The sequence below is a fragment of the Sphingopyxis sp. BSN-002 genome, assembly GCF_022024275.1.
Taxonomy (GTDB): Bacteria; Pseudomonadota; Alphaproteobacteria; order Sphingomonadales; family Sphingomonadaceae; genus Sphingopyxis.
Genome location: NZ_CP091804.1, coordinates 1,521,728 through 1,543,716 on the forward strand (window position 1 = coordinate 1,521,728; position 21,989 = coordinate 1,543,716).

The window sequence follows — 21,989 nt, forward strand, 5'->3', positions numbered from 1 at the left end:
CGCGCGTCCATCCCGTTAGGTTGCAACAAAAAACGGGATGAGAGAGCGATGCTGACCAAAGGCGACGACTATCCGTTGCATCAGACCAGCGAACCGATTGCGTTCGCGGGGACCGACCGCAACTTCTATGACCGCTATTTCTTCAACGGCTACAGCCCCGACGGATCGGTGTTTTTTGCCGCGGCGATGGGCTTCTATCCGCAGCTCGGCATCGTCGACGCCAGCTTCTGTGTGATCATCGATGGCGTGCAGCATAACCTGCGCGCCAGCCGCCGATCGGGCGGCGAGCGGCTCGATCTGTCGGTCGGTCCGATTGCGGTGAGCATCGATGCGCCGCTGGAAGTCGTCACGCTCCGCATCGCGCCGAACGACGGGCCGCTCGCCGCCGAGCTGACCTTCATCGGCCGCCATTTCCCGATCGAGGAACCGCGCTTCATTCGCCGCAACGGCACGCGCCTGTTCATGGACTATACCCGCATGACGCAGAACGGGCGCTGGTCGGGCTGGCTCGCGGTCGATGGTCAGCGTGTCGATGCCGACGCAAGCTGGACCGGAACGCGCGACCGCAGCTGGGGCGTCCGCCCCGTCGGCGCGAGCGAACCGCAGCCGCCGCCCGAGGGCAATTTCAACCAGTTCTTCTGGCTCTGGACCCCATGCAATTTCGGCGACCGCTCGCTCTTCTTCCACAGCAACGACGACGGCGCCGGAAACCCGTGGAACCGCCGCGCGGTGATCGTCGGCGATGGCGGGACCGAACAGCATTTCGACGCCGCGACCTTCGGCGCCGCATGGCAGCCGGGATCGCGCCGTATCGCGACGATGACCGCCAACCTCGGCAGCGACAGGTCGCTGACGCTCACTCCGACCGGCCCCGTCTTCGCGATGAGCGGGCTCGGTTATACGCATCCGCTCTGGGGTCACGGCCTTGACCATGGCCCCGAGCTTGCCGTCGCGTGCGACAGCATGGCCGAGGCCGAACGCGGCTGGGGCAATCCGCTCGCGATGCATATCCAGGCGCTGGTGACCGCAGAACTGAGCGACGGCGGCAGCACGCATCGCGGGGTGGGCGTGCTCGAACAATTGTTCGTCGGCCCGCATGGGCCCACCGGCCTGACCGGCCTGATGGATCCCGCATCTTGAGCTTTCCCACCGCGCCCGGAGCGATGTCGACCGCCTGGCTCGCCGGCAAGCTGGGTCAGGATGCCGAAGCGCTCCGCGGCTTCACCGTGAGCAAGGTCGGCACCGGCCAGATGTGCGACAGCTTTCGCCTGACGCTCGACTGGGCGGGCGAGGTCGATGCGCCCGCGACTGTCGTCGCCAAATGCCCGAGCCATGACGAAGCCAGCCGCACGATCGCCAAGATCACCGGCACCTATGTCAAGGAAGTGAGCTGGTACCGCGAACTTGCAGGCAGCAGCGGGGTCGCGGCGCCCGTCTGCCACCACGCCGAGATCGCGGACGACGACGTCGACTTCGTCCTGATTCTCTCCGACCTCGCCCCCGCGCGGCAGGGCGACCAGCTCGCCGGCCTCGGCCTCGCCGGTCTCGTTCCCTGCATCGACGCTGCGGCGGGACTGCACGCGCTGCTCTGGAATGACCCAAAGCTCGACGCCCTGCCCTGGCTTGCCCGCGACAATGGCGATGTCATCCGCGCGATGTTCCCGCAACTCTACGCCGGCTTTCGCGAACGTTATGCGACGCGGCTCGAACCCGAGGCGCTCGACCTCGGCGCCGGGATTATCGAGCGCCTCGACGCCTATCTCACCCGCCAGACCGCGGCGCGGACGATCGTCCACGGCGACCTGCGCATCGACAATATTCTCTTCGCGCCCGACGGGAACCGCTGCTGGCTCGTCGACTGGCAGACGCTCGGGCGCGGCAGCGGCGCGACCGATCTCGCCTACCTGGTCGGCACGAGCATCGCCGACCCGTTCGAGCGCGCCGCGGCCGATCGCCCCGCCTTCGATCACTGGATTGCGGCGCTGCGTCAGCGCGGCATCGACCCCGACCCCGAGGCCCTGTGGATCGACTATCGCGTCGGCGCGCTCAGCGGCTATTTCATGGCGGTCTTCGCCTCGATGAGCGTCGAGCGAACCGAACGCGGCGACGAGATGTTCGCCGTGATGGCCGAACGCCCTGCACGGCAGGCGCTCGCGCTCGGGAGCCTCGACCTGCTCTAGCCCAGCCGGTGCGGCGTCGGGTCGCCGATCTCGGCGACGAGCTGCCGATAGGCCTGCGCGCGGCACTTGGCATAGAGCTCGCCAAGCTCTTCGCGCGACTTCGGCAGATCATTCGCAAGACCGTCTAGGATCGCCCGGTCATCGTGCAGCGCAATCTCCCGCACCAGCACGGCGCTGTCCATGCCCAACGCTTCGGCGATCAGACGAAAGCTGCGCGCGCGCTGGCGGAATTCGAAGTCCATCAGCCGGGCCGAATCCTTCTCCTCCTTGCTGAGGAGAGCGCGTCTGAGATCGAAAACCATGACGCCAATCTAGCTCGCCCGGCGCGGGGCTTCAATGGACGCAAAAGGGCGGCCCGTCGCCGGGCCGCCCTCTGTCATGCGTGTAATCGCGATCAGAAGTGGAAGGTCACCGTGCCGCGATAGCTCTGGTACGACACATCCTTGCGACCGATCGTCGTTTCGGCGCCGATCGACAGGTCGACATTGCCGGTGGTGACGGTGACGCCGCCGCCGACTTCGAACCAGTCCTTGTCGCCGCCGGTCAGGCCGAAGATCGCGTTCGGTCCGGGACCGCCCACGAAGGTCGCACCGAAGGACGCCGGCGCATCCATGAACTCATGGACATAGTCGGCACGCAGGTTGGGCTTGAAGCTCGCGCCCGACTTGCCCGACAGCTGCAGACCCAGACGGCCCTGCACGCTGTTGAAGCTGTCGCGGTCGATTCGCAGCGCCGGACCGCCACCATTCTCCTTGATGTCGGAGAAGCCGATATGGCTTGCCCGCAGGCCTGCACGCGGCCCCAGCTCGACCGAGCCGAGATCGAAGTCCTTGCCGAGCGTGACTTCGCCGGTGAACACCAGCGAATTGTCCTTGCCGGTAAGCGTGAACGGCGTCCCGACGAGCCCGACGACCCGGGTCGTCTTCGAATCGAACGAACCCGCGCTGACCTGCGTCGCCAGCTCGATGCCGCCTCCGAGCAGCGTCTTGCCATAGAGCGTGCCCTGGATCAGCTTGCCGCTCGCGGTCTGCCCCGCCACCGCGGCATCGCCGTCGATGTCGGTGTAGCTCAGCGACAGGCCGATTACGCTGCTGTCGTTGAGCGCGGTTTCCAGACCGCCGGCGATGTAGAAGCCGTCGAACTGGTCGCGCCCGCCGAACGGCGTCGCGGTCGCCATCGGACGGCTGTCACCGTCGAGATAGCCGCCGGCAAGGAAGCCGCTGACATTCTCGGGCAGACGGCCTTCCTGCACGGTGACTTCGCCGCCGGCATCGGTCCGCGTCTGGTCCATCCCCATCGCGTTCATGTTGAGCGCGGCGAGCTGGACAGGGCGGCCGATCATCGCAAGCTTGCCGCCCATGTCGCCGGGATCGATGCTCGCAAGGCGGTCACGATAGAAGCGCGACATATTGTCGGCCGCGGTCGTTCCGAGCGAACCGCGCAGCGTTTCCGTACGCGGCGCCCAGCTTTCGAGAGTCGACTGGATCGTCGCCGCATTCTGCATGTCGAGAAGGCTGTAGATACCCGTCAGTCCCGCATTGCCGCGCGACTGGTCGAGAAGCTGGGCATAGGGGTTCTGGACCGACGAGGTCGGCGACACGACATTGGCGTAGAGCCCGGCCTGGATCTCCACCGACACCGCGTTGGTGGTGTAGGTCAGCTTCGGCGTCAGGATGGCCGACATCGAGGTGGGCGTCGCGAATGTCCCCGTGACGCCCCCCGCCGCGGTCAGGAACGTATATTTGTCGCCTGCCTTGACAACATAACCCGCCGCCGGGGTGAAATTCACCGCGCCGCCGAGGTTTGCCGTGCCGGTCGACGTGCCGTTGGCGACCACCGCAAGCACGTCCGACGTTCCGTTCGGACCGAAGTTGATGAACAGGCCGCTGCCCGACGACAGCACAAGGTTGCCGCCGATCGTCAGCGTGCCGATCGTCGACCCCGTACCCGGCGCGATCTGGCCGAGGACGCTGGTCAGGAAGGGCGCGTTGACCCGGCCGCTTCCCATCAGCGCGCCGCCCATCAGGCTGTAGTCGCCGACCGACGACAGCGTGCCGTTGACCGCAACCATGCCCGCAAGCTGGTTCACGTTGATCAGCGAACTGAGCGAAGCGCCCGAGTCGATCTGCAGCCCCGCTCCCGCCGTGCCGATGGTCAGGCGGTCGATCGTGATGTTCGCGCCCGACAGGGTGGTAAGGCCGCTCGCGGTCAGCGTCACGTCGAAGTAGCGCGGAGCCGTACCCGCGGTGCGGACCGGATCGGCGTTATTCGGGACGAAATTGCTCGCCCCCGGCAGACCGTTGGTGAGCGTCGCGGCCGGAGCCGGCTGCGCTGCAGCCTGTGCCTCGGGTTCCACCCCGGGAAGCAGCGCTTCGCGCGTCGCGGTCGTGCCCGCCGCGATCTCGTCGGCCGAAGCCGTTCCGGCATTGTTGCCCGAGGTGCCGATCGGCCGTGCCTCGACGGTTTCGACGCCCGTTGCGGTGTCGTAACAATCGCTGACGCCGCCGCTCTGGAAACAGATCTGGCCGAAATCGCCGTCGGTGCCGGTGCTTTGCTCGCCCGTCACGGTCGGCAGGCCGTTCACCGGCTGCCCGCCCGACAGGATCATGTACGACGGGTCAAGCGTCGTCACCCAGTGGTTGGGGTCGGTCCACGCCCCGTTGCCTGCCTTGGCCGAGACATAGTGGTAGGGGTTGTTCGCCGCGATCCAGTCCCAATAGAGATAGAGCGGCTGATAGAAGGACACGGTGCCATAGCCGTTCGCGGGTTGCCCGTTGAAGAAGCGCGTATAGCCCCCCGACAGCACGCCGATCACGACCTGCTTCGAGAAGTTCTGCAGGATCAGCGGACCGCCCGAGTCACCCTGCGACGTGATGCCTTCCAGCGAATCGCCATTGGGGTTCGCACGCGCATTGTCGCGGAAAGCATTGAAGTCGAACGGGCTGGCGCCGCTGAGACCGCGGCGCGGATCATCAAAGTCGAGGAAATAGAGATTCTGCTGCAGCCCGTTCGGCGCCCCGCCGAACAGGAAACCTTCGAACGTCTCGAGATCGGTGAGCGCGCCAAGGATATTCTCGGCCGCGCGGCGGCGGAAATCGCTGCCCGCTGCGCCCGAGGTGCCCGTGCCGTTGTTGCCGTAACCCACGATCCCGACATTATAGCCGGTACCCGCGGCACCGATCGTGCCAGGGTCGGCGAGCGGCGAGAAGAGCAGCGCCCAGGTGGGGATATTGGCAGCCGGCGTGTCGAGCGAGGCCATCGCGACGTCGCCATAGAGGAAGCCGTTGGCCTCAGGCTCGAGCGAGAGCGGGTTATAGTTGACCCAATTCGAGTTGTAGAAGGACTGCGCGAGGTTCGTCTGATACTTGCCCGCGCCGCCGGCACCGCCCAGCAGCCAGCGAACCAGCTCGTCGGTCTGGCCCGGCGCATTGGCACGGGTGTTGGTTTCGAAACCGAAGCCGATCGCCTGTCCGCCCGAATTGGCGCCATAGTTCGTCGCGGCGGCGTCGTTCACGCAGTGCGCAGCAAAGATCACGGTGCGCGGGTTGATCAGCGTCGCGGTGCAGAGTCCGATGAACCCGCCGCCCGCATCGACGATCATCTGGCCGATGCCGGTGATGTTGTTCGGATCGCGCGCCGTCGTCGGCGTACCCGGATTGGCGATCAGGATTTCGGGTTCGGGATCGACCTTGATGATCGTGGCGCCCGGACCGGTCGGGAGAAGCCGTGCTTGCGGCTCGGGATCGGTGGCAGTGATATAGCCGGCGCCGCTCTGCGCCTCCGGCTGGATGCTGGCGATGATGTCGTCGCGGGTCACCGGCGCGATGCCGCTATCTTGGGCAAAGGCAGGCGCAGCCTGCATCAGGCCCGCAACGCACACCGACGCCATTAGGCCTCCGCGGCGCATGCGCCGCGAAAAATCAAACTTATTCATATACTACCCCCGTAGTTTGGTGACGCCTCGTCCGGGTCGGGGACTCGGCGACATGGGAGCAGCTTAACCGTACGTAAAAATTACACAATATATGGTTAGAGGTCGTTAACCCCTTTGCGACGAGCCGATTCCAGCGCTGTCATACGCACGAAAAAGGGCGGCCCGTCGCCGGACCGCCCTTCCTTTCTCCGCCCGTCGGCGGAAGAAACTTAGCGCTTCGAGAACTGGAAGCTGCGGCGGGCCTTGGCCTTGCCGTACTTCTTGCGCTCGACCGCGCGGCTGTCGCGGGTCAGGAAGCCAGCCGCCTTGACCGGGCTACGCAGCGCCGGTTCGAAGCGGGTCAGCGCCTGTGCGATGCCGTGCAGAACCGCTCCGGCCTGGCCCGACAGGCCGCCGCCCTTGACGGTCGCAATCACGTCATACTGACCCGTGCGATCGGTCAGGCCGAACGGCTGGTTGATGACGAGACGCAGCGTCGGACGTGCGAAATAGACTTCCTGGTCGCGGCCGTTGACGGTGATCTTGCCCGTGCCGGGCTTGACCCACACGCGGGCGACGGCGTCCTTGCGGCGGCCGGTCGCATAGGCGCGGCCCTGCTTGTCGACGACCTTCTCGCGCAGCGGCGCGGTCGGCGTTGCCGGAGCGACGGTGCCTTCGACGGCGCCGGCGAGATCCTTGAGATCGGTCATGGTCTGTTCGTCAGCCATTATGCACCCACCTTGTTCTTGCGGTTCATCGACGCGACGTCGATCACTTCGGGGCTCTGCCCTTCGTGCGGATGTTCGGTGCCCGCGAAGATGCGCAGGTTGCGCATCTGCTGGCGGCCAAGCGGGCCGCGCGGGATCATGCGTTCGACGGCCTTTTCGAGCACGCGCTCGGGGAAACGGCCTTCCAGAACCTTCTGGGGGCTGGTTTCCTTGATGCCGCCAGCATAGCCGGTGTGCTTGTAGTACCGCTTGTCCTGCAGCTTCTTGCCGGTGAACGCCACCTTCTCGGCGTTGATGACGATGACATTGTCACCGCAATCGACGTGCGGGGTGAACGACGGCTTGTGCTTGCCGCGCAGGATGTTGGCGATGATCGAAGCGACGCGGCCCACGACGAGACCGTCGGCGTCGATCAGCACCCATTTCTTTTCGACCGTACCGGCGTTCGCCGAGGCGGTCGTCTTGGTCAGCGCCTTCATGGCACGCTCCTTGACAGATATGGACCGGAGCGCCCCGGCCTTATTGCCGGCCGCCCCGAAACAAACCGCGCCGCCAGTCCCGAACGGACGAAGCGGCGCTTCGGAGCGGGCCAATGGCGAAACTTATCCAGAAAGTCAACTGCAGGGCGGCTTTCCTGACGGGTATCATGATACCTTTCAGTTTCGGGGAAGCGGTTCGAGCGCGCGAATACGTTCCTCGACCAGCTTTCGTCCGGCGGCCGCATCATCGGTCCAGCTCCGGCGCCGCTCCTCGACCACCAGCCCCGTCGCGGTATCGATCCGCCAGCCGAGCTCGATCTCCAGCGGCTTCGCATCGGGCGTCTCGGCCCGTTCGCGCCTGATGACCGTCCTGATGCCCCCGTCCTGCGCGATCGTCACGCCCTCGCCTGCGGGCGGGATCGGATTGGCCCCCGCCACAAGGGCGCGAATGTCCGAGGTCGCGAGCCTGTCACGTTCGGCGGCGGAAAGCCCGGCGAGGATCGCCGCCATCTGACGCGCCTCCGCCTGCCCCGAAGCCGCGCCCAAGTCCTGCGTTGTCCCCAGAACGCGCTGCCACAGCCCCTCTGGATCGACGAGATCGATCCGGCCTCCGTCGGGAGCGACCAGATAGGTCATGTCCTGCCCGACCAGCGGCTGAAGCAGCCTGGCTACCATCCCCGCAAGCTCGGGCCGGGCATCCGATTCGACACGCTGTAACGTTGCGACCAGCTGCACGCCGCGCCCGACGCGCTCCCACCGCAGTGCATAGACGATCGAATAATTCGTCATCGAGCCGTCGCGGGCAAGGCGCCGCGTCGTGACGCGATAGGTCATCGGCTGGCCAAGCGGCGGTGCGAACTGCACCGGCGCGGGAAATATTGTCGAGGGCGCGGGAATGGCAACGGCGGGTTCTGCCGCGAGCAGCAGCAACGCCGCCACGATCATGCCGGCAAGCGCCCCAGACGGTGCAGCGATGCTGCCACGACGGCGACAAGAACGGCGCCCGTCACCTGATGGAGCACCGCGATCCACATCGACACGCCGGTAACGACGGTCAGGATGCCGAGCGTCATCTGCGCGGCCACCACCAGCAGAAGGAACGTCGCTTCGGTCCGCGCCCCGCGACGCCCGAGCGTGCGCGCAAGCAGCACCAGCGCCAGCGCCGCCATCCACGACCACCAGCGATGCAGGAAGTGGATCAGGAAAGGATCATTGGTGATCGCCATCCAGGCCCCGCCCGACCAGTCGATGCCTTCGGGGACGAAATGATCGTTCATCAAGGGCCAAGTGCTCGCGACATAGCCGGCGTTGAGCCCCGCGACCCACGCGCCGAGGAGCAGCTGGACGAACAGGATCGCGATGACCAGCGCCGCGGTTCCGGTCAGCCGCGCCGGCCTTGCCGCGGGATCCCGCGCGAGCAACGACAGGTCGCGCGCCGTCCAGACAAGCCCCGCGAGCAGGAACAATGCCGTCAGAAGGTGCGTCGCAAGCCGGAAGTGACTGACATCGGTGCGATATTCCAGTCCCGATGCGACCATCCACCACCCGATCGCGCCCTGCAGCCCCACAAGCGCGGCGAGCGCGAACAACCGCCAGCCATAGCCCTTCGGCACCGCGCGTCGCCAGGCGAACCAGGCGAGCGGCACGAGCAGCGCCATACCGACGAGGCGGCCGAGGATCCGGTGCAGCCACTCCCAGAAGAAGATGGCCTTGAATCCGTCGAGCGTCATGCCGAGGTTGATCGCCTTATATTCGGGGATCTGCTTGTACTTCTCGAACTCGGCCTGCCATCCGGCCTCGGTCAGCGGCGGCAGGACGCCCGACACCGGCTTCCACTCGGTGATCGACAGGCCCGACTCGGTCAGGCGGGTAATGCCGCCGACGGCGACCACGCCGATCACCAGCAGCGCGACCGCCCACAGCCAGCGGGCAAGCGCGGCGGGACGGGGATTGGAAGCTTTCGTCATCGCCCGCCCTATCGGCGCTTGCCCGGCGATAGGCAAGAGCTTGCTGGGGCGCCGCGCAGCGTCCCCGAATTTCATGGTGGCGACAGCCAACGCTTGTTAAGTCGCCGCGATGTTTTGGCCCTTCCGCTTCACGCTGACCGCGCTCTGTCTTGCCGCATCGGGACCGGCGTTCGCCGCCGCGGACGCCGCTTCACCCGTTGCGGCGCTCGCCGCGCAGGAGGCGCGGGTCGCCACGATCGGCTTTCGGCTGACCACCGCCAATGCCGCGTGGTGCCCGGTGCAGCAGCCGCAGTTCGGATGGATCTGGGGCGATCCGCGCCTCTATCCGGCCGCGGGGCGCACCGCGCTTCACACCGTCTATGGCGTTGGCGAACTCGACGCGCCCTATGTCGCCGCCATCGCTCCCGGCTCCCCGGCCGCAATGGCGGGCATCCGCATCGGCGCGCCCGTCACGCGTATCAACGATCGCGCCGTCGCGGCCGGCGAAGGCGACGACCCGTTCGCAAGGATCACCGCGATCGAGATGCTGTTCGCGGCGCTGCCGACAGCGCCCGCCCGCATCGAAGGCGACGGCAGGCGCTGGACCGTCACGCCGGTCGCCGGTTGCGCGAGCGATTTTCGGGTCGAGGACCGGCGCCGCGAAGGCGCGGTCGCCGACGGCCGCGCCGTCTATGTCGACGCCGGGCTCGCCGACTTCGCCGCCAATGATGAAGAGCTGGCTGCCGCGATCGCGCATGAGCTTTCGCACAATATCCTCCGCCACCGCACCCGTCTCGATGCCGCGGGCGTCGATCGCGGGCTCGGCAAACAGCTCGGCCGCAGCGCGCGCCTGTTCCGGCAGACGGAGATCGAGGCCGACCGGCTCAGCATATGGCTGCTCGCGAACGCCGGTTACGATCCGCATGCCGCCGTGCACTTCTGGACGCGCTTCGGTCAGCGCAAGGGCAAACCCTGGTTTCAGCCGGGCACGCATCCCCGCTGGAAGGACCGGGTCGCCTCGTTCGAGGCCGAGATTCGCGCGATCGACACCGCCCGCGCGGCCGGACGCCCGCTCGAACCCCCGCTCATCGCCAATCCTCCGCCCTTGGAATAGCCGGGGCCGCTTCCTATCTGACGGGCAGCTCCTTCCCCTTTTAGAGGATGATCCCATGACCCGTGAAACCGCAATCTTTGCCGGCGGCTGCTTCTGGTGCACCGAGGCCGTTTTTCAGTCGCTCGCGGGCGTCGAAAGCGTCGAGAGCGGCTATATCGGCGGCAGCGTCGCCAATCCGACCTACAAGCAGGTCTGCAGCGGCGACACCGGCCATGCCGAGGCGATCCGCATCACTTTCGATCCCGCCGTCATTTCCTATGACGATCTGCTCGACGTCCATTTCGCGACGCACGATCCGACGACGCTCAACCGGCAGGGCAACGACATCGGCACCCAGTATCGCAGCGCGATCTTCCCCCTCGACGATGCGCAGAGGGACGCGGCCCGCGCGGGAATCGAACGCGCGCAGGGCGACTGGCCGACCCCGATCGTCACGGCCATCGAACCGCCGGCGACCTGGTATCCGGCCGAGGATTATCATCAATCCTATTGGGAGGGCGAAGGCCAGCGCAATCCCTATTGCATGGCTGTCATCCCCCCCAAGCTCGCGAAGCTGCGCAAGGGCTTCGCCGAACGATTGCGTGCCGATTAGGTTCTGACACAAAGACCGGATCGGCGGCAATATTGTTGCAAAATGGCGGCATATAGCCGCTTTTCCTTGACTTGACGGCGGTTTAGACTAGCGGACGCGCCCGTCTGGAGGCAGGATCAACGTCCAGGCGCAGTTGGGGGTCGCTGTCCGTTGTTGGTTTCGCTGTTTCTGATGGGATCGTCGTTCGCGGCACCACAGCTGGCGATCCAGTCGGCCAGCCAGACGATCGTCGAGGGCGGCGCCGACGGGACGACGCGCGGCGTCAACCGTGTGCTCGGCGGGATCATCAGCTACGCGAAATGGCCGGGCGAACGGCCCGGAGCCGCGCGCACGATGTGCATCGTGGGAGACCCGCGCCTTACCGATCGCATCGCACCGGCCGTGGCGGGCGGGCCCGCCATCAGCGTCCGCCGCATGACGGCCGCAGGCGTCACCGGCGGCGGCAATTGCGACATCATATTCCTCGGTCAGATGCCGGTTGCCGATCGGCAGCGGCTGATTGCCTGGGTACGTGGCCGTCCGGTGCTGACGATAACCGACGACGACCCGAACTGCAGCTTCGGTGCGATGTTCTGCCTTTCCGGGCGAACCGGCAGTGTCAGCTTCTCGGTCAATCTCGATGCCATCGGGCGCGGGACGCTCCGCGTGGATCCGCGCGTCCTCAAGATCGGCAGCGACGGAGGCGGACGATGAGCGAACGCACCGCCCCGCGCACGACGCTGCAGAAGCTGCTGTCGCGCTTCCACTTCGGCATCACGCTGTTCGCAGTCGCGCTGTCGGGTGCGACGATCCTGCTCGCCGGCGTCACGACGCTGCGCGGTTACGCCGACCGCAACATGGAACTCGCCGCGCGCCTCGGTGCGTATGGCGTCGAGCCCGCGCTCGTCTTCAACGACCCGCAAGCGGCGCGCGAGGGGCTGGAACCGCTGATGCGCATTCCCGGCATCGCGCGGCTTCGCGTGCTCGACGACCGTGGCCGCGCCCTTTCCGAATGGACATCGCCGGTCGGCGACCCCGCACCGCTGCTTACGAGCCTCTTCTTTCCCAGGCCTTTCGCCGCGACCGTACAGCGGAACGGATCGGTAATCGGACGGATCGAAGTCTGGGGCGACAGCTCGACGCTGATCGACTATGTGCGGCTCGGCCTGCTCGCCGGGCTCGGCTGCCTGCTGGTGACCGCATTGGGGACGATCGTCCTTGCCCGGCGGTTCGAATATGAGCTGGTCAAACCGCTGAACGAGATCGCGACCGTCGCGCACGACGTGCGCCTCCATCGCCGCTTCGACAAGCGGGTACAGCCGCTCGGCATCGCAGAACTCGACCGCCTGGGCGGCGACATCAACGCGCTGCTCGACGAATTGCAGGGCTGGCAGGGCACGATGGAAAGCGAAAAGGCGCTGCTCGCGCACCGCGCCTCGCACGACATGCTGACCGCGATGCCGAACCGTTCCGCTTTCGACGAACAGCTCGCGCTGCGCATCCAGTCGGCGAAGCAGCGCGGCGAACGCTTCGCGGTGCTTTTCGTCGACGCCGACAATTTCAAGGCGGCGAACGACAACCATGGCCACCGCGCCGGCGACGCGTTGCTCGTCGCCCTGTCGGCGCGGATCAAGGAAACGCTGCGCAAGGGCGATTTCGCGGCGCGGATCGGCGGCGACGAGTTTATCGTCATCATCGACCCGCTCGATCCGGACATCGCGCCCGAGACGCTTGCCGCACGCATCCAGAGCAGCGTGTCGCAGCCCGTCACCCTGCCCGGCGGCGGCGAGTATCGCCTGCGGATCAGCGTCGGCGTGGCCGTCTACCCCGACCATGGCGCCGATGCGACGGCGCTGCTCACGATCGCCGATGCCGCCATGTATGCCGACAAGATGGTCAACCGGCCCAAGATATGATTATCCGCGGAGATTTGCTGTGACCCCCAAGCTTCCCCCCATCCGCCTGATATTGATGACCCTGGTCGGCGCGTTTCTCGCGGCGTGCCAGAGCATGCCCGCCCCGACGGGTTTCAGTCCCGCCCAGGTCGCGGCGCTCAAGACCGAAGGTTTCGTCGAAGCCAGCGCCGGATGGGAGCTGACCCTCAACGAACGCCTGCTCTTCGCGTCGGACCAGAGTGCCCTGCTTCCCGACCAGCTCACGCGCCTTGCGGCAATGGGCCGCAATCTCGTGGCGGTCGACATCACGACAGCCAGGGTCGAGGGGCACACCGACTCGACCGGTAGCGCCGCCTACAACCAGACGCTGTCGCTGGCGCGGGCGCAGGCTGTGGCTGCGCCGCTGCAGGAAGGCGGGATGCGCTTTACGCCCGACCAGATCGTCGGCCGCGGCGAGACCCTGCCCCTGTCCCCGAACAATACCCCCGAGGGACGGCAGGACAATCGCCGCGTCGTCGTCATCGTCACCCCGCCCTGACGCACTCTTCAGCCACGCCTTTCCTCTCCCTGCCCTCCCCGCTAGAAGGCCCGGCATGAAACCGATCCGCAAAGCCGTATTTCCCGTGGCCGGCCTCGGCACGCGCTTTCTCCCTGCGACAAAGGCGATCCCGAAGGAGATGCTGCCCGTCGTCGACCGCCCGCTGATCCAGTACGCGGTCGACGAGGCGGTCGAGGCGGGGATCGAACAGATGATTTTCGTCACCGGCCGCGGCAAAGGCGCGATCGAGGATCATTTCGACATCGCGTTCGAGCTTGAAAAGACGATGTCCGAACGCGGACGCGACATTTCGGTCCTCGAGGCGACCCGCCTCGGCCCCGGCAATTGCGCCTATGTCCGCCAGCAGGAGCCGATGGGGCTCGGTCACGCGATATGGTGCGCGCGCGACATCGTCGGCGACGAACCCTTCGCGATCTTCCTGCCCGACGAGTTCATGCACGGTTCGCCGGGTTGCATGAAGCAGATGGTCGACGCCTATCACAAGGTCGGCGGCAACCTGATCTCGGTCCTCGAGGTGCCGCACGAGCAGGTGTCGAGCTATGGCGTGATCGCGCCGGGCAAAAGCGAGGGCGCGCTGACCGAGGTGACCGGCCTTGTCGAAAAGCCGAAGGCCGAGGAGGCGCCCTCGAACCTGATCATCTCGGGCCGCTATATCCTCCAGCCCGAAGTCATGCGCGTGCTCGAAAATCAGGAAAAGGGTGCCGGGGGAGAAATCCAGCTCACCGACGCGATGGCGACGATGATCGGCAACCAGCCCTTTCACGCCGTGACCTTCGACGGCGCGCGTTACGACTGCGGATCGAAGGCCGGCTATATCCAGGCCAATCTGGCGATCGCGCTCGAGCGGCCCGACATGGCCGACGAAGTCCGCGCCTTCGCGCTCGACCTGCTGAAATAGACCGGCGGAGGCAGGCCTCCGTCGGCCGCCCCCTTTATTCGCCCTCGATATCGGGTTTCCGGAAAGCGTCGGCACCGACGGTCTTGTACAGCCATCCGCCGAGCGCCCCGCCGATCAACGGCGCGACCCAGAAAAGCCACAATTGCTGGATCGCCCAGCCGCCGACGACCAGCGCCGGACCGGTGCTGCGGGCCGGATTGACCGAGGTGTTCGTCACCGGAATCGAGATGAGGTGGATCAGCGTCAGCCCGAGCCCGATCGCGATCGGCGCGAAACCGGCAGGCGCGCGGCCGTCGGTCGAGCCCATGATGATCCACAGGAACGCCGCCGTCAGCACGATCTCGATCGTCAGACCTGCGATCATGTCATATTTGCCGGGCGAATGCTCGCCGAAGCCGTTGGCCGCGAGCCCGTTCGTCGCGAGATCATAGGTCGGGCTGCCCTGCGCGACGTACAGCAGCAGGAAGGCTGCGACGATCGCGCCCAGCACCTGCGCCACCACATAAAGCGGAATATCGCGCGCCTCGAAGCGTCCGCCAGCCCACAGGCCGACCGTGACCGCGGGGTTCAGATGACACCCCGAAATATGGCCGATGGCATAAGCCATCGTGACGACAGTCAAACCGAACGCCAGCGAAACGCCAAGCAGCCCGATACCGACATCGGGAAAGGCGGCGGCCAGAACCGCGCTGCCGCACCCGCCGAAGACGAGCCAGAACGTGCCGATAAATTCGGCCAAGCCCTTTTGCACATTCGTCATAAGACCCTCCCTCCCACCGGCGGCCATGACGCCGTCGGCGCGAAGGCGAATCTAGCAGCGTTGCCGTTTACCGCAAGTCCTTGGAATCAGGCCGCTGCGACCGTCCGGACAAAGCTTTGCGCGCGCTGGTGCAGCGATTGCGCCGCACGATTGAGATCGGACGACAGCTCGCCGAGCGCCGCCGCACCCTCGCCGACCGCCGATGCGCCGCGGCTGATGTGCTGCACGCGCGTGTCGATTTCGCGTCCGGCGAATACCGCCTGCTCGACATAGCTTGCGATCGACAGGCTCGTCGCGCTCTGGCCGTCGACCGCCTGGTCGATCGTGTCGGAGAAATCATTGTTCGCATCGATCGCGCGTTCGACCTCGCGAAAGCCGTCGGCGACCTGCCCCACGATCTCGCGGATCCGTTCGATAAAGGGGGTGATATCGGTTGCCGCCGTACGCGTCTGGCTCGCCAGCGACTTGACCTCCGCCGCCACGACCGCGAAGCCCCGCCCGGCATCGCCGGCGCGCGCCGCCTCGATCCCTGCATTGAGCGCGAGCATGTTGGTCCGGCTTGCCATGTCGATAATCAGCGCGAGCATCTGCTCGATCGACCGGCTCGCCTCCTGCAGGACCGCGGCGCGGCCGCCGGCCTGTTTGACCTTCTGGTGCGCGTCATGGCGCACCGCGCGTGCGCGCGTGCCGTCGCCGACGATCCGCGCCATACTGGCCGCAAGGGCATGGCCGCGGTCGCCGAGTTCCTGCAGACCCGCCAGCGTCTGCGCGGTCGCACCGGCGACCGACAGCGCGTCGCGCCCCGTATGCTCGGCACGTTCGGACAGGATGCGTGCGACGCCTTCGACCTCGCGCGCCGTCTCGGACAGGTTCGCTGTCAGCGCGGCAATGTCCTGCTGGAAGCGCCGCCCCGCGTCGTCGACCATTGCCACGCGGTCGGCACGCTCGCGCGCCAGTTCGACCTCGCGCATCATTGCCAGCCGCGCGAGCTGGACGCCGTCGAGCGTTTCGACGAAGCGCCCGCCATCGGTCAGAAGCAAACCGTCCGGATTATTCGCGCGCGACACGCGGCCGAGCAGGCTCGCGGTCGATTCCCCGATATCGGCGGTGAGACAGGGTTCGATCATCGAAGCGATCGATCCGCCGATCGTCGGATTCTGCATCAGCGAGAACCAGTAGGGACAGAAAAGCAATTCGCGAACGCGCTGCTCGCGGATGATCCCGACCGGCGCGCCGCCATCGTCGAGGACGGCGAGCAGGCGCAATTCGGGATGACCGCGAAACGCCTCGATCACTTCCGAAAGGCGCGCGTCCGATCCGATCGCGATCGCATGGCCGGACGCCGGCTCGAGGGTAAGCGGTACAGGGTTCATCGGTCTCTCTTTGGCGTGGGGGTGCCTGGATGCCGGGGAGACCTACGCACACATGGTAAAGACCAATTTAACCATTTGTTTCAGTGATGTGACACAAGGTCGCGCGGCGCGGACGATCCATCGCAATCCGCTGTTCAGGCGACGGCGCCTATGCGATGGGGATTAGCCGCCGAGGGAGATTTTTCATGCGCGTCCTGTTGCTCGTCCTCTTGACCGCGCCGCTGCTCGGCGGGTGCGTCAGTGCGGTGAAGTCGGTCGTCACCGCGCCCGTAAAGGCGGTCGGTCAGGTCGCCGACTGGACAACGACGAGCCAGGACGAATCCGATCGCAACCGCGGCCGCGCGATGCGCGAGCGCGAGGAAAAGCTCGGCAAGCTCTCGCGCCAGCGCGACAAGGCGGCCGAGAAGTGCCGGAACGGCAGCGAGGACCAGTGCGAGCGCGTCGAAGTGCTCGAGCATGAAATCGAAGCGGTGATGGCGCAGCCGATCTAGCGCACCCGGCGTCCCGTCCAGACGACGCGGCCGACCAGCCGGATGGCCGCCATCGGCAGGTCGTCCCAGCTTCTGTAGTGCGGATTGTCGCTGATCACCGACACGCGCCCCTGCCCCGGCGCGCGCGCGATGCGCTTCACCATCAGCACATCGTCCATCCGCAGCACATAGATGCCGTCGCGCAGCCGCGCAGCCGCATCGCCGCCATCGACCATGATGTCGTCGCCGTCGTTCAGGGTCGGCGCCATCGAATCGCCCTCGACGCGGATGATGCTCAGCGCGCGGGGGTCGGCGCCAAGGTCGCGCAGCCATTTGGGATCGAACGCGACCTGCGCCTCGACGGGCTCGCCTTCGGCAATCGCGCCCGCGCCTGCCGAGGCGCCGATCGCGAGCTTCGGCACCAGCACCATGTCGGCACCGCGCGACTGCGCACGCGATGCGGGGGGCGTCGCCGCGACGCGCCGCGCGGGACCACCGAGCAGCGATTCGGACACGCCCAGATAGGCCGCAATCCGCGCCCGATCCTCTTCGGCCAGCCGCCGCGGCGATCCGCGCTTGATATATTGCTGGATATAGGCCGGGTTGCGCCCAATGCGCGCCGACAGCTGCGCATAGTCGATGCCCTTCTCGGCCAGCAAGCGGTCGAGCGCGGCGCGCGGGTCGGAGTCGAAATCGGTCATCTGGTCCCTCGGGGGCTGGTCCGTCCTATTTCATCCATAGCGATAGGAATTTTCCTAGACAAGTAGGAAATCCCCAACCAGATAGGAAATATCCTATTGGACGAGTCGCCCGTATCCGGGTGCGCAAAGGAGGACGGAATGGAACGCAGCCTGCTGCAACGGATCGAGGCTTTCCTGAAAGAGTCGCATATGCCGCCGAGTGTGTTCGGCCGCGCTGCCGTGCACGACCCGCGCCTCGTCAGCGATCTGCGCGGCGGACGCGAACCCGGGCATCAGCTGATCTGCCGCGTCGAGCATTTCATGAACCTGTGGCGTGCCGATTTCCATGCCGGGCGCGTGGCGCGGCAAGGTGACCGCCGCGTTCGCGAAGGCGGCGCGGCATGATGCGCTGGTCGCCCGCCGCACCGGCCCGCCCCGGCTGCCCCCACAATCGCCTCGCCCGCCTGCTCGCGGCAGCGCTTCCCGACAATATCGGCGTCGGCGCATCGACTCTGCGCCCTTGGGCGAGCGCCAATTTCGTCGGGGCGCGGCATATCTTTCCCTGCCGCGGCACGATGCCTTCGGGACTTCAGGACCAACTTTCGGCGCTCGAATGGCAGCTGCCCGGCCATATCGTCGCAGACCTCGCGGTCGAGCGCGTGGGCGATGTTTGCGATTTCCGGATAGAGATACTGACGGTCGAGGATTGACCGCAGGGCGTCAGCCGTTTGCCTGACGGTTCATCCGCTGGAGCGTGCCAAGCGCGGCCTCGAGCGCGAAGTCGATCTCGCCCTCGCCCTCGCTCGCGACGCCTTCGGGCATCGGGATTGCCGGCGCGGCAGCCCGGACGACGCGGCGACGCGACAGCCCGGCTTCGAAACGGGCGACCATCGCGCCGAGCGAATTATCGGCCGGGTCCGGCAGCACTGGCCCCGCAAGTTCGGCGGGCTGCAGCCAGGGTTCGGTACCGGGCTCCTCGATCTCGACCGGAGCCAGGTCGGCGAGCACCAGCTCGTCTTCATGCGATGCCTCGTCGACCAGCACGCTGGCAGACGGAACCAGCCCTTCGGCGGGCAGGTCGCGACCCGCACGGATCGGCGCGCGCGGCAGGTCGTCGGGGTGCAGGTCGGCGCGGCGGCGCACCGGCACGTCGTCAGCCCCGACATCGGACCGGCCCGCGCGATGCCGGAATGCGGAGAGGCCCAAGGCTCCCGGCCGCGCGACGATCAGCGCCACGAAGCCCGCAATCAGGGCAGCAACCGTCGCCATGCCGAGCGCCATGATCAGCCGGGCGGCATTGCCGACGGGCGGCAGGAAGAAATCGGAGACGCGATCGAGATAGAGGTTCCAGCTGATGCCGGCGACCCACGCCATCGGCATGACGGCAGCGAAGAGGAATGTCAGCGCCGCAGCGCCGATTACCGCGGGCATGGCAGGGCGCAACACGCTCCACACTGCTGCCCGGCGGCCGTTCCCCATAGTCTCGCTGCCCTCGTCCATAAAATCCGTATCCAGATCGTCAGGCTGCATCGCGCGCATCGCCGCGCAGCAACCGTTGGTAAACAGGTTCATAACGTAAAATGTTTGACGACCAGTTACGATGCCTTTCGACAAAAATACGTGCCGTCGCGCGTCGTTCGTCCCACATTCCCCGCGCCCCGAGCAGGCCGGCCAGTGCCATCGCGATCGCTGCGGGATCGTCGGGCGCGAAAAGCGTACCCGTGACGCCGTCCTCGATCAGCTCGCGATGTCCCCCGACGTCCGACGCGGCGACCAGCTTGCCCTGTGCCATGGCTTCCAGCGGCTTCAGCGGCGTGACGAGATCGGTCAGCCGCATCTTCTTGCGCGGATAGGCAAGGATATCGATCAGCGAGTAATAGCGTTCGACCTCTTCGTGCGGAACGCGGCCGACGAACGAGATATGACCGGCAACAGCCGATGCGGCCGCCTGTGCCTTCAGCGCGGCCTCCATCGGCCCGCCGCCGACAAGAAGCAGCCGCGCGCGCGGTTCGGCCGCGACGAGCGCCGGCATCGCCGCGATCAGATCGTCGATGCCCTCATAATCATAGAAGCTGCCGATAAAGCCGATCACGGCGTCGTCGGCATGCAGCCCCAGATCACCCGCGAGCCGGTCGTCGCGCCGCGGCGGGTCCCCGAACAGGTCGAGATCGACGCCGTTCGGCGAAACGGTAATCTTCTGCGGATCGATCCCGCGCGCGATCAGGTCGCCACGCAGTCCCTCGCAGATCACCGCGACCGCGTCGGCCGATCGGACCGCGTGCGTTTCGAGGCGCTTGATCAGATGATAGCGCAGTCCGCCCTCGCGCCCTGTCCCGTTGCCGACGGCCGCATCTTCCCAGAAGGCGCGGATCTCGTAGATGACGGGAATGCCCAGCTTCTTGCCGACGCGCAGCGCCGCGAGGCCATCGAGCACCGGCGAATGCGCGTGGAGCAGGTCGGGCTGCCATTCGCCCACCAGCGCCTCGGTCCGCGCGGCAAGCGCCGCAATCTCGCGCCACTCGCGGATCGGGGAGCGCGCGGGGGCGATCGCGGGGGTGCGATAGAAGGTCAGCCCGTCGACCGTCTCGACGTCGGGTCCGGGGACCGGATGGCGCACGCCGGTCACTCCCGCGACCGCCCATCCCTTCGCCTGCTGCGCCTTCATCAGCGCGCGGGTACGAAAGGTATAGCCGCTATGCGCGGGAAGGCTGTGATCGAGAATGTGAAGAATACGGGTCATCGGGCCAGTGCTTTGACATATAAGCCTTAACGCGGCGTCAACCTCGCTCGCGTAGGGCTCTGACATCGGGCCCTTGGGCCATAAGGGGTTTTCGGGCAAACTATATCGATGGTCGACAATTTTTCCATTGCCCTGACCCATGTGCTGATGGCGATTGCCCTCTGGCGCCTGCTGTATCGTGACGACCTCGACCACGAGGTCAGCCCGCGCACGGTGTGGCAACAGAACCGCGACGCCGAAGCCGCGGCCAAGGACGCGCCGTCCGATGCGTGACCTTGCCTTCGTTGCCTTTCTCTTCGCCTTCATCGGGGTCGGCTTTCGCAAGCCGTTCCTGTTCGTCCTGTGCTTCTGCTACATCGACATCGTCGCGCCGCAGCGGCTCAGCTATTTCCTGATCAACTCGATCCCAATCTCGCTGATCGTCTTCGGACTTGCGATCGGCGGCTGGCTCGCGGTCGACGACAAGCGCGATACGCGATGGTCGGGGCGGCAATTCCTGCTGATCGCCCTCCTGCTCTATTGCTGGATGACGACGATCAACGCCGACTTCCCGGTCGAGGCGGCGGACAAGTGGAGCTGGGTATGGAAAGCGCTCGTCTGGGCGATCTTCCTGCCGCTGACGCTGCGTACCAAGCTCCGCATCGAATCGCTGATCCTGATCATGCTGTTGTCGGCGGGCGCGATCGCGATCGCGGGCGGCATCAAGACCGCAGGCGGCGGCGGCGGTTACGGCCAGCTGCAACTTCTCCTCAACGAAAATTACGGCCTCTACGAAGGCTCGATCATGTCGGCAGTCGGCATTTCGATCATCCCGCTGATCCTCTGGTATCGCAAGCACGGCACGATCTTTCCGCCCGACTGGCGCGTTTCGCTGTTCTGCTTCGCGCTGATCTTCGCCTGCGCGCTGCTGCCGATCGGCACCCAGGCCCGTACGGGTCTGGTCTGTCTGGTCATCCTTGCCGTCCTGTCGCTGCGTGCGGTCAAGCACCGCTTCCTCTATGTCGCGGGCGCGGTGTTGCTGACGATCGCAGTGATCCCCTTCCTGCCCCAGAGCTTCACCGCACGCATGGAAACGATCCGCGACCACAAGTCCGACCAGTCGGCGTCGACCCGCGTCGCCGTGTGGGCGTGGACATGGGAATATGCGAAGGACCATCCGTTCGGCGGCGGGTTCGAGGCCTATATCCAGAACCATGTCCGCGTCGAAAAGGCGGGCGGCACCACCTATGATCCCGACAAGCCGCAGGAGTCCGAAGCGACCGTCTATGAGGAGCGTTCGCGCGCCTATCATTCGAGCTATTTCGAAATGCTGGGCGAGCAGGGCTATCCCGGCCTCGCGCTCTGGCTGTTGCTCCACGGTGTCAGCCTCGTCCAGATGGAACGCCTGCGCCGGCGCTATCTGAAGACCCGCCGCGCCGAGGAGCAATGGATCGCACCGCTCGCAACCGCGCTCCAGCACGGCCACGTCACCTACATGATCGGATCGCTCTTTGTCGGCATCGCGTTCCAGCCCTTCATCTACATGATGCTCGCACTCGAAATGGGGCTGTCGACCTATGTCCGCCGCCGTGAACGCGAGGCCGGATGGCGCCCGCTGACCGCGCGTCCGGCACAGGTTCCGGCGCGTCACCCCGTACCGAACGCGCACTGACCGGGAACCATCGGCGGGGGCGAGGCGCTAAT

General features: G+C 66.4%; 24 protein-coding genes. 13 read left to right on the forward strand and 11 right to left on the reverse strand.

Annotated features, from left to right (window positions below; all coding sequences use genetic code 11):
- The first annotated feature begins 48 nt into the window (after positions 1 to 48).
- Together L7H23_RS07550 and L7H23_RS07555 are read left to right on the forward strand one after the other, a co-directional pair.
- Positions 49 to 1,140 (forward strand): hypothetical protein, encoded by a 1,092-nt coding sequence (locus L7H23_RS07550; protein WP_237838729.1) that lies wholly within the window; start codon positions 49 to 51, stop codon positions 1,138 to 1,140.
- Entirely contained in the window at positions 1,137 to 2,180 is a 1,044-nt protein-coding gene (locus L7H23_RS07555; RefSeq protein ID WP_237838730.1) for an ecdysteroid 22-kinase family protein, read from the forward strand. Before L7H23_RS07550 ends, L7H23_RS07555 begins: the two co-directional genes overlap by 4 nt.
- Here L7H23_RS07555 and L7H23_RS07560 read toward each other — a convergent pair.
- From L7H23_RS07560 to L7H23_RS07585, 6 genes are all read right to left on the reverse strand, one after another.
- On the reverse strand, positions 2,177 to 2,482 hold the full coding sequence (locus L7H23_RS07560; protein WP_237838731.1) for a hypothetical protein: 306 nt from the start codon (positions 2,480 to 2,482) through the stop codon (positions 2,177 to 2,179). The two genes, L7H23_RS07555 and L7H23_RS07560, sit on opposite strands and share 4 nt — an antisense overlap.
- 92 nt (positions 2,483 to 2,574) lie before the next feature.
- Positions 2,575 to 6,069 carry an autotransporter domain-containing protein gene (locus L7H23_RS07565; protein ID WP_237838732.1) on the reverse strand — a complete coding sequence of 1,165 codons (3,495 nt, stop codon included), beginning with the start codon at positions 6,067 to 6,069 and terminating at the stop codon, positions 2,575 to 2,577.
- A 254-nt stretch (positions 6,070 to 6,323) separates the two neighbouring features.
- Positions 6,324 to 6,821 (reverse strand): 30S ribosomal protein S9, encoded by a 498-nt coding sequence (gene rpsI / locus L7H23_RS07570; protein WP_237838733.1) that lies wholly within the window; start codon positions 6,819 to 6,821, stop codon positions 6,324 to 6,326.
- Complete coding sequence (gene rplM, locus L7H23_RS07575) at positions 6,821 to 7,300, reverse strand: 50S ribosomal protein L13 (protein WP_058455565.1); 480 nt, start codon at positions 7,298 to 7,300, stop codon at positions 6,821 to 6,823. The genes rpsI and rplM overlap by 1 nt, the downstream gene beginning before the upstream one ends.
- A 177-nt stretch (positions 7,301 to 7,477) precedes the next feature.
- Entirely contained in the window at positions 7,478 to 8,245 is a 768-nt protein-coding gene (locus L7H23_RS07580; RefSeq protein WP_237838734.1) for a hypothetical protein, read from the reverse strand.
- Positions 8,242 to 9,267, reverse strand: coding sequence for a COX15/CtaA family protein (locus tag L7H23_RS07585; protein ID WP_237838735.1), 1,026 nt, complete (start codon positions 9,265 to 9,267; stop codon positions 8,242 to 8,244). The genes L7H23_RS07580 and L7H23_RS07585 overlap by 4 nt, the downstream gene beginning before the upstream one ends.
- Positions 9,268 to 9,376: 109 nt before the next feature.
- Between L7H23_RS07585 and L7H23_RS07590 the strand changes: the two genes are divergently transcribed.
- The 6 genes from L7H23_RS07590 (at position 9,377) to galU (ending at position 14,283) form a co-directional block, all read left to right on the forward strand.
- The gene (locus L7H23_RS07590) at positions 9,377 to 10,360 is read left to right on the forward strand and encodes a M48 family metallopeptidase (RefSeq protein WP_237838736.1); all 984 of its coding nucleotides are present in this window, start codon (positions 9,377 to 9,379) and stop codon (positions 10,358 to 10,360) included.
- A 55-nt stretch (positions 10,361 to 10,415) separates the two neighbouring features.
- Complete coding sequence (gene msrA, locus L7H23_RS07595) at positions 10,416 to 10,952, forward strand: peptide-methionine (S)-S-oxide reductase MsrA (RefSeq protein WP_237838737.1); 537 nt, start codon at positions 10,416 to 10,418, stop codon at positions 10,950 to 10,952.
- 171 nt (positions 10,953 to 11,123) lie between these two features.
- Positions 11,124 to 11,645 carry a YfiR family protein gene (locus tag L7H23_RS07600; RefSeq protein ID WP_237838738.1) on the forward strand — a complete coding sequence of 174 codons (522 nt, stop codon included), beginning with the start codon at positions 11,124 to 11,126 and terminating at the stop codon, positions 11,643 to 11,645.
- Positions 11,642 to 12,847, forward strand: coding sequence for a diguanylate cyclase (locus L7H23_RS07605; protein WP_237838739.1), 1,206 nt, complete (start codon positions 11,642 to 11,644; stop codon positions 12,845 to 12,847). Before L7H23_RS07600 ends, L7H23_RS07605 begins: the two co-directional genes overlap by 4 nt.
- Before the next feature lie 55 nt (positions 12,848 to 12,902).
- Positions 12,903 to 13,364 (forward strand): OmpA family protein, encoded by a 462-nt coding sequence (locus L7H23_RS07610; protein WP_237838740.1) that lies wholly within the window; start codon positions 12,903 to 12,905, stop codon positions 13,362 to 13,364.
- 55 nt (positions 13,365 to 13,419) lie between these two features.
- On the forward strand, positions 13,420 to 14,283 hold the full coding sequence (gene galU, locus L7H23_RS07615; protein ID WP_237838741.1) for a UTP--glucose-1-phosphate uridylyltransferase GalU: 864 nt from the start codon (positions 13,420 to 13,422) through the stop codon (positions 14,281 to 14,283).
- Positions 14,284 to 14,317: 34 nt separating this feature from the next.
- Here the strand turns inward: galU and aqpZ are convergent, their stop codons facing one another.
- Both aqpZ and L7H23_RS07625 read right to left on the reverse strand, forming a co-directional pair.
- Positions 14,318 to 15,043: an aquaporin Z gene (aqpZ, locus tag L7H23_RS07620; protein WP_237838742.1), complete on the reverse strand. Its 726-nt coding sequence runs from the start codon at positions 15,041 to 15,043 to the stop codon at positions 14,318 to 14,320.
- Positions 15,044 to 15,129: 86 nt separating this feature from the next.
- A complete protein-coding gene (locus tag L7H23_RS07625) occupies positions 15,130 to 16,416 on the reverse strand; it encodes a methyl-accepting chemotaxis protein (RefSeq protein ID WP_237838743.1) in 1,287 nt (428 codons plus the stop codon).
- 185 nt (positions 16,417 to 16,601) lie between these two features.
- Here L7H23_RS07625 and L7H23_RS07630 point away from each other — a divergent pair, with 185 nt between their 5' ends.
- Complete coding sequence (locus L7H23_RS07630; protein ID WP_237838744.1) at positions 16,602 to 16,907, forward strand: hypothetical protein; 306 nt, start codon at positions 16,602 to 16,604, stop codon at positions 16,905 to 16,907.
- Here L7H23_RS07630 and L7H23_RS07635 read toward each other — a convergent pair.
- Positions 16,904 to 17,587 (reverse strand): S24 family peptidase, encoded by a 684-nt coding sequence (locus L7H23_RS07635; protein ID WP_237838745.1) that lies wholly within the window; start codon positions 17,585 to 17,587, stop codon positions 16,904 to 16,906. The genes L7H23_RS07630 and L7H23_RS07635 overlap by 4 nt on opposite strands.
- 138 nt (positions 17,588 to 17,725) lie before the next feature.
- On the opposite strand from L7H23_RS07635, the gene L7H23_RS07640 reads away from it, so the two are divergent.
- Both L7H23_RS07640 and L7H23_RS07645 read left to right on the forward strand, forming a co-directional pair.
- Positions 17,726 to 17,971: a hypothetical protein gene (locus L7H23_RS07640; protein ID WP_237838746.1), complete on the forward strand. Its 246-nt coding sequence runs from the start codon at positions 17,726 to 17,728 to the stop codon at positions 17,969 to 17,971.
- Positions 17,968 to 18,276: a hypothetical protein gene (locus L7H23_RS07645; protein ID WP_237838747.1), complete on the forward strand. Its 309-nt coding sequence runs from the start codon at positions 17,968 to 17,970 to the stop codon at positions 18,274 to 18,276. The genes L7H23_RS07640 and L7H23_RS07645 overlap by 4 nt, the downstream gene beginning before the upstream one ends.
- A gap of 10 nt (positions 18,277 to 18,286) precedes the next feature.
- On the opposite strand, the gene L7H23_RS07650 is transcribed toward L7H23_RS07645, so the two are convergent.
- Together L7H23_RS07650 and L7H23_RS07655 are read right to left on the reverse strand one after the other, a co-directional pair.
- A complete protein-coding gene (locus L7H23_RS07650) occupies positions 18,287 to 19,138 on the reverse strand; it encodes a hypothetical protein (protein WP_237838748.1) in 852 nt (283 codons plus the stop codon).
- On the reverse strand, positions 19,086 to 20,306 hold the full coding sequence (locus L7H23_RS07655; protein WP_237838749.1) for a TIGR04063 family PEP-CTERM/XrtA system glycosyltransferase: 1,221 nt from the start codon (positions 20,304 to 20,306) through the stop codon (positions 19,086 to 19,088). Before L7H23_RS07655 ends, L7H23_RS07650 begins: the two co-directional genes overlap by 53 nt.
- 108 nt (positions 20,307 to 20,414) lie before the next feature.
- Between L7H23_RS07655 and L7H23_RS07660 the strand changes: the two genes are divergently transcribed.
- Together L7H23_RS07660 and L7H23_RS07665 are read left to right on the forward strand one after the other, a co-directional pair.
- On the forward strand, positions 20,415 to 20,579 hold the full coding sequence (locus tag L7H23_RS07660) for a hypothetical protein (protein ID WP_237838750.1): 165 nt from the start codon (positions 20,415 to 20,417) through the stop codon (positions 20,577 to 20,579).
- The gene (locus L7H23_RS07665; protein WP_237838751.1) at positions 20,572 to 21,957 is read left to right on the forward strand and encodes a putative O-glycosylation ligase, exosortase A system-associated; all 1,386 of its coding nucleotides are present in this window, start codon (positions 20,572 to 20,574) and stop codon (positions 21,955 to 21,957) included. The genes L7H23_RS07660 and L7H23_RS07665 overlap by 8 nt, the downstream gene beginning before the upstream one ends.
- Positions 21,958 to 21,989: the final 32 nt, after the last annotated feature.